The organism is Thermoanaerobaculia bacterium (genome assembly GCA_035717485.1).
In the GTDB taxonomy this organism is placed as follows: Bacteria; Acidobacteriota; Thermoanaerobaculia; order UBA5066; family DATFVB01; genus DATFVB01.
On record DASTIQ010000156.1, the window covers coordinates 1 to 5,291 of the forward strand.

General features: G+C 68.5%; 8 protein-coding genes. 2 read left to right on the top strand and 6 right to left on the bottom strand.

Features of this window, described 5'->3' with window-relative positions; translation table 11 throughout:
• The 3 genes from VFS34_08305 to VFS34_08315 all read right to left on the bottom strand — a co-directional run.
• Positions 1-689: hypothetical protein (locus tag VFS34_08305; GenBank protein HET9794451.1), on the bottom strand; the 689-nt coding region annotated here is incomplete at its 3' end.
• Positions 686-1,249 carry a MerR family transcriptional regulator gene (locus tag VFS34_08310; protein HET9794452.1) on the bottom strand — a complete coding sequence of 188 codons (564 nt, stop codon included), beginning with the start codon at positions 1,247-1,249 and terminating at the stop codon, positions 686-688. The genes VFS34_08310 and VFS34_08305, both read right to left, overlap by 4 nt.
• A 17-nt stretch (positions 1,250-1,266) precedes the next feature.
• Positions 1,267-1,830, bottom strand: coding sequence for a hypothetical protein (locus VFS34_08315; protein HET9794453.1), 564 nt, complete (start codon positions 1,828-1,830; stop codon positions 1,267-1,269).
• 236 nt (positions 1,831-2,066) lie between these two features.
• Between VFS34_08315 and rho the strand changes: the two genes are divergently transcribed.
• Positions 2,067-3,317, top strand: coding sequence for a transcription termination factor Rho (gene rho / locus VFS34_08320; GenBank protein HET9794454.1), 1,251 nt, complete (start codon positions 2,067-2,069; stop codon positions 3,315-3,317).
• Positions 3,318-3,395: 78 nt separating this feature from the next.
• Here the strand turns inward: rho and VFS34_08325 are convergent, their stop codons facing one another.
• From VFS34_08325 to VFS34_08335, 3 genes are all read right to left on the bottom strand, one after another.
• A complete protein-coding gene (locus tag VFS34_08325; protein HET9794455.1) occupies positions 3,396-3,803 on the bottom strand; it encodes a helix-turn-helix transcriptional regulator in 408 nt (135 codons plus the stop codon).
• Between the two features lie 331 nt (positions 3,804-4,134).
• The gene (locus VFS34_08330) at positions 4,135-4,419 is read right to left on the bottom strand and encodes a hypothetical protein (protein HET9794456.1); all 285 of its coding nucleotides are present in this window, start codon (positions 4,417-4,419) and stop codon (positions 4,135-4,137) included.
• Positions 4,416-4,706 carry a hypothetical protein gene (locus VFS34_08335; protein HET9794457.1) on the bottom strand — a complete coding sequence of 97 codons (291 nt, stop codon included), beginning with the start codon at positions 4,704-4,706 and terminating at the stop codon, positions 4,416-4,418. The genes VFS34_08330 and VFS34_08335 overlap by 4 nt, the downstream gene beginning before the upstream one ends.
• Positions 4,707-5,069: 363 nt before the next feature.
• Between VFS34_08335 and VFS34_08340 the strand changes: the two genes are divergently transcribed.
• The coding region (locus VFS34_08340) for a carboxypeptidase-like regulatory domain-containing protein (protein ID HET9794458.1) at positions 5,070-5,291 on the top strand (222 nt) is incomplete at its 3' end.

Genomic DNA, 5,291 nt, shown 5'->3' on the forward strand with positions numbered 1-5,291 from the left:
CTCCCCTGCTCGATGTCCCAGCGGTTCTCGTCGGGCTCCCGCCCGTGGAACGCGGACCCTTCGATCTCGAAAATCGTGTATTTCCATCCGGCCGTCACGACGTCGGCCGCGATGTGCGTCGAGTCCTGGTTGTGGTGCGCGAGCGGGGCCGTCGGGTTCTCGGAGGCGGACAGCCGATGCGGATAGGCGACGGGTCCGAGCGCCGGCTCCCCCACCGGCGCCGCATAGAGGCGGAGTCTTCCCGCGTCGCCGACCTCCCTTTCCCACGCGGCGCCGAGCTGCACGAAGAGATCGTGCGGGTGCTGGCGATCGACGAGGAGCACCCCTTCGTACGTCTCGCCGCGCTGGAAGAGCTGCCGGGATCCTTCGGGCGGAATCGTCGCGGGCTCGAGAGTGAACGTCCCGAGGAGCGAAAGCTTTCCGCCCGCCCACCCGCGAACCGCCATCGCCATCAGGTGGTTCTGCGATTCGAATTCCCGGCCTCCCGAGGGGCCGTCCTGCCGGTTCGCGTTCAAGTAGGCGAAGCCGTGGATCATCGTCATCCAGTGAGGCATCGCCGGCATCTCCTCCATCCACGCCATCGGGTCGGGATCGCCCTCGCCCGCGGGCGAGACGTGCTCGTGGGAGGTTTGAGCGGCGAGAGGCGCGGCCAGGAGAACGGCGGCGACGAGCAACCCCGTTCGGGTCATCGATCGGCCCGGCGGAGCGCGGGGCGGGCGGCGACGAAGGGACCGCCGGCTCGTTCGGCGAGCGCCTGGAGGAGTCCGGCCCGTCGCCGGCCGGCCGCCGACAGCCGAACGTCCCAGTCGGACAGGACGTCCTCGAGCCCGGCGCAGAGCATCGTGAGACGCTCGATCTCCCGACGCAGCCGTTCGCGTTTCTCCCCGGCCAGCCGGCGCACCTCGCGGCACGGAGTCCCGCCGGCGTCGCGCATGCGGAGGATCTTCGCGAGTTCCTCGATCGAGAATCCGACGGAAACGGCGGCGCGGATCATCCGAACGCGCGCCACGGCCGAGAGCGGATATTTCCGGTACCCGTTCCCGGAGCGGGGGGGCCGGGCGAGGAGTCCCCGCCGCTCGTAGAACCGGAGGGTGTCCTTGCTGACCCCGGCGCGAACGGCGAGCTCGCCCGACCTCAGTTCAGCGACCTCGTCCGGACGACGCCCGCCAGGCTCGCCGGGCCGGAGCGCGGAACCCTCGTCCGGACCGGATCGCGCGGGAGACTCGCTCGTTCCCCGGCAGCAACGCACGTCCCGACTCTATCGCTCTAACCGCGCGCCGGCACGGCCGTCGGATCGCCGGTCTCGTGCTCCGTGATCTGGAATCTCAGGAAGTCCTGGATCGCGTCGAGCGCGTCAGGGTCGTCCGTCGAGATCCGGACCCGGCCGCCGCCGGGAATGTCCTCGTAGACGTATCGGATCGACCCCGCTCGCCGCTTCATCGTGGCCGCTCCGGGAGGCATCTCGCCGTGAACGAACATGGGGATCGAAAAATCGCCCGCCGCGAACATCTCGCGGACGTGGGCGAGGTGGGCGCGGATCCGGCCGAGATTTTCGGCGTCCTTCGCGTCCCGCACCGTCACCTCGATCGCGCCGCCGTCGGCGCGAAGCTGGAAGTGATGGGTCGTCTTCGCCTGCGAGAAACCCATTCCGTCGTCACCCCGCGACTCCAGGCCGGCGGCGTGATGGTGAGCGCGGGCTCCGGACGCCAGCGGGCAATCGGCGTGCTCGGAACCGCTCTGGCCTTCCATCGGGCAGACGTGCGGCGCCGCCGTGAGACGGGGGATCGCCCCGAGGAGCGTGGCCGCGAGGATCGTCCGGAAAACGTTCATTAAAGCCTCCTTTTCCGTCCGGAGCTTCGGCCGGACAGGGCGACCCTAAAGGATGGAGCGCGGTCCACGGTCAAGCGATCGGCCGGCCCCCGCCCAGACCCCCTTCTGCGCTCCTTTTCGACCCGACGAGCCCTCTCCCACCGGCCTTTCCTTTCCATGCTAAGATCGAGCTCCGGTTTCGCCCCGGCCTTTCGCCGGTCTTCCATGCGCGCGAAACCGGATTCCGTCGAGGGTGGATGGATCAGGAAAATCCCGGAAATACTGCGGGCGGAGTTCCCCGAAAATCCCGTCGCCGAAGGAGAGGCCGGCGCCGCCGCGGAGGCGGAGGGGCGGGCGCTCCGGCAGGGGTCGCTCAGGGAGGGGCCGAGCCGGCATCCGCCGACACCGGCAGCGCCATCGAAGCTCAGGCGACGGGCGTCCTTTCTCTTCCGGAGAAAGGGTCCGGAGTCCTCGTGTCCGCGAAGAACAATTACCTTCCGACGCCGCATGACCCGCTCGTGCCGAGGGATCTCGCGGAACGCGAGGGACTGCTCGCCGGCGTGACGATCGCGGGACGGGTGAGCGGCGGGAGCCGCCCGACGCTCCTTCGCCTCGATTCGGTCGAACAACTCCCCCCGGAAGAGTACCGCCGGCATCCCGCCTTCACCGAGCTCATCTCGGTCGATCCGCACGAGCGCCTGCGGTTCGAGACGGAGCCCGACGAGATGTGCGGCCGGGTCGTCGATCTCGTGAGCCCGATCGGGCGGGGCCAGCGGTGCCTGATCGTCGCGCCCCCCAAGACGGGAAAGACGACCCTCCTGAAACGCATGGCCCAGGCGGTTTCGAAGAACCATCCGGACGTCGAGCTCATGGTCCTGCTCGTCGACGAGCGGCCCGAGGAAGTCACCGACCTTCGCCGCTCCGTGCGCGGCGACGTGATCGCCTCGTCGTCCGATCTCTCGGCCCAGAACCACGTCGCGGTCGCCGAGATCGTCGCCGAGAGGGCTCGCCGGCTCGTCGAATGCGGCAAGCACGCGATCATCTTCCTCGATTCGATCACGCGCCTCTCCCGGGCGTACAACCAGATGCAGAAGGGTCAGGGGAAGATCCTCTCGGGAGGCATCGACGCCCGCACGATGGAAAAGCCGCGCCGCTTCTTCGGCGCCGCCCGCAACGCGGAGAACCACGGATCCCTCACGATCATCGCCACGGCGCTCGTCGACACCGGCTCGCGCATGGACGAGGTGATCTTCCAGGAATTCAAGGGAACCGGAAACACCGAGATCCTTCTCGACCGCGACCTCTTCGAGCGCCGGATCTTCCCCGCCATCGTCATCCAGCAGTCGGGAACGCGGAAGGAAGAGAAGCTCTACACCCCCGAGGAGCTTCCCAAGATCCACAAGCTCCGCCGCGCTCTCGCCGGCGCCCACAAGGTGCAGGCGATGGAGCTGCTGCTCGCGCGTCTGCAGAAGTTCCGGACCAACGCCGACTTCCTGAAGAGCTTCTAGAACCGCCGACACCTCGATGCATCGAACCGGACGGGCGTGCGTCCGCCGAGGCTTCAGCGCGACGGGTCGCCGCGCCGGCTAGCTGTCTCTTTCGAGCTCCCCGCAGAGCTCGTCGAGCTTCTCGTCCGGGAGCGCGTCGGCGAGGCGAACGAGTTTCGCCATGAGACGCGGCCGGCGCAGCACCCGCGCCCCCACGTCCTCGGGCATGCGTCCCGCGGCCGCCAGCAAGTCGTCCGTCTCGATCGTGAGCGCCCGCGCGATCCGGGCGATCGTGCGCTCGCTCGGAGGCGGCACGTGATTGCGCTCGATCCGGGACAGGTACGACGGGCTGACCGCCACCAGCCGCGCGAGCCGGCGCACGCTCAGTCGGCGGGATTCCCGAAGCCGCCTCAGCCGCTCGCCGAATTCGCCGTTGGAGGCCGGAGGGGCAGGCCAGGAAGGTGTCTCGACCATGGCCGGGCTGCCGTCACCGCTCGCGATGATCAAGGTCCGGGCACTTTCCGGTCGACCGGTTCGGATTTCGCCATGTTCCTCCCCCGTTCCTCGCACTCTCTTTCGTGGCCCCCGTTCGGGGCACGTACCGCAGGGCGCTGACCGTTGTTCCGTTCGAAATAGCAACCGGTTTGCCAGCGCGGGTCGCGGCGCGCGCGCCGGACGCCGAAGGTCCGAACAGCCCGATCACCCGCGCAGGGAGCGGGTCCGCCGCTCGTCGCGCCGCCGCCGCCCGCTCGGCGGCGTCGCGCCCGGGCTTCGTTCGTCGTCCTGTCCATGGGACGCAGTGTGACCACGAAGCGACACCGCTCGATTCGCCGGAAGTTCAGCCACGCGGCCGGTCCCCCGAATATCCGCCCCCGATGCACGCCAGAAGCCGCGAGCGCAACTCCTCCGGCGTCCGGATCCGGCGCGTGTCGACGTCCGTTTCCGCGAGCCAGGCGATCAATCCCCGGACGATCGCCGAGGAGCCCAGCGCGGCACCGGTCGAACGCCGGATCGCGGCAGACACGAACTGGAGCTCGGCGAGCGTCTCGTTGGGCAAGCGCACCGTGATCGGGCGCCGATCGTCGGGCGCCGGCGAAACCGAACCCCGCTCGGCCCGGCTCACCGTGCGGGCTCGCTCGGCCCCCGTTCGCGGGCCACCATTCCGGCGCTTCGCAGCCACTCCTTCAGGTGCGTCTCGGTTCGGATTTCTCCGAACGGCAGCGCCGACTCGGCGAGCACCGCGACCAGGACCCGAAGGAGCAGCGCCTTCGTGAATCGCGCCCCGCTGTCGCGTCGGAATCGGGCACAGAGCCGCTCGAGGAACTCGATCTGCGACGCGGACAGCACGAGAGAAGTGCGGCCGCTGGCGGGGATCTCGAGCGCTTCGCGAGAGACGATCGAATTCTCCATGAGCCTCGAGGGTACTGCGCACTTATGCCTCGGCGTTATTGAAAACATGCGCAGGCGTTCGTGCCTGCGATGTCACAACTATGTCATTTGTAAAAGTGAGTTGTTTTGCCGATTCATGCAACGGTGCGTGACACACAACAGAGAATGCTTCAAACGCTTGAATGAAAGTCCGGGGATTTGATCTCCCGTGCCGCGATGGCAACACTTCGCCCTTCCAAATACGCACTCATGCAATTACGTAACGGTGGCAACCTCGTTGCTATTCGTACCCGCCATGCGCGCCCGCACGGTCGGCACGGAAGACAGTCGCCGGCGCGAGGGCGCGCGAGGATTCGGCCCCGTACGGGGCCGGGAAGGAGCACTATGAGGGTTTTGAGGAGCCTCGCCATCTTCACGATGGCGACCGGGCTCGCCGCGTCGATGTACGCGCAGGCGACGTCCGGGAACATCTACGGGTCGGTGAGCGACGAGCAGGGGGGCAAGCTCCCCGGCGTCGCGGTGACCCTGTCGGGCTGCGGCGCGCCGCGGAGCACGACGACCGGGGCGCAGGGCGACTTCCGTTTCCTGAACCTCGCGCCGTGCACC

Bases quoted from the DNA above. Each gene is read 5' to 3' on its own strand.
- VFS34_08315 (HET9794453.1), bottom strand. From the start codon at position 1,830: ATGAACGTTTTCCGGACGATCCTCGCGGCCACGCTCCTCGGGGCGATC.
- rho (HET9794454.1), top strand. From the start codon at position 2,067: ATGGATCAGGAAAATCCCGGAAATACTGCGGGCGGAGTTCCCCGAAAA.
- VFS34_08335 (HET9794457.1), bottom strand. From the start codon at position 4,706: ATGGAGAATTCGATCGTCTCTCGCGAAGCGCTCGAGATCCCCGCCAGC.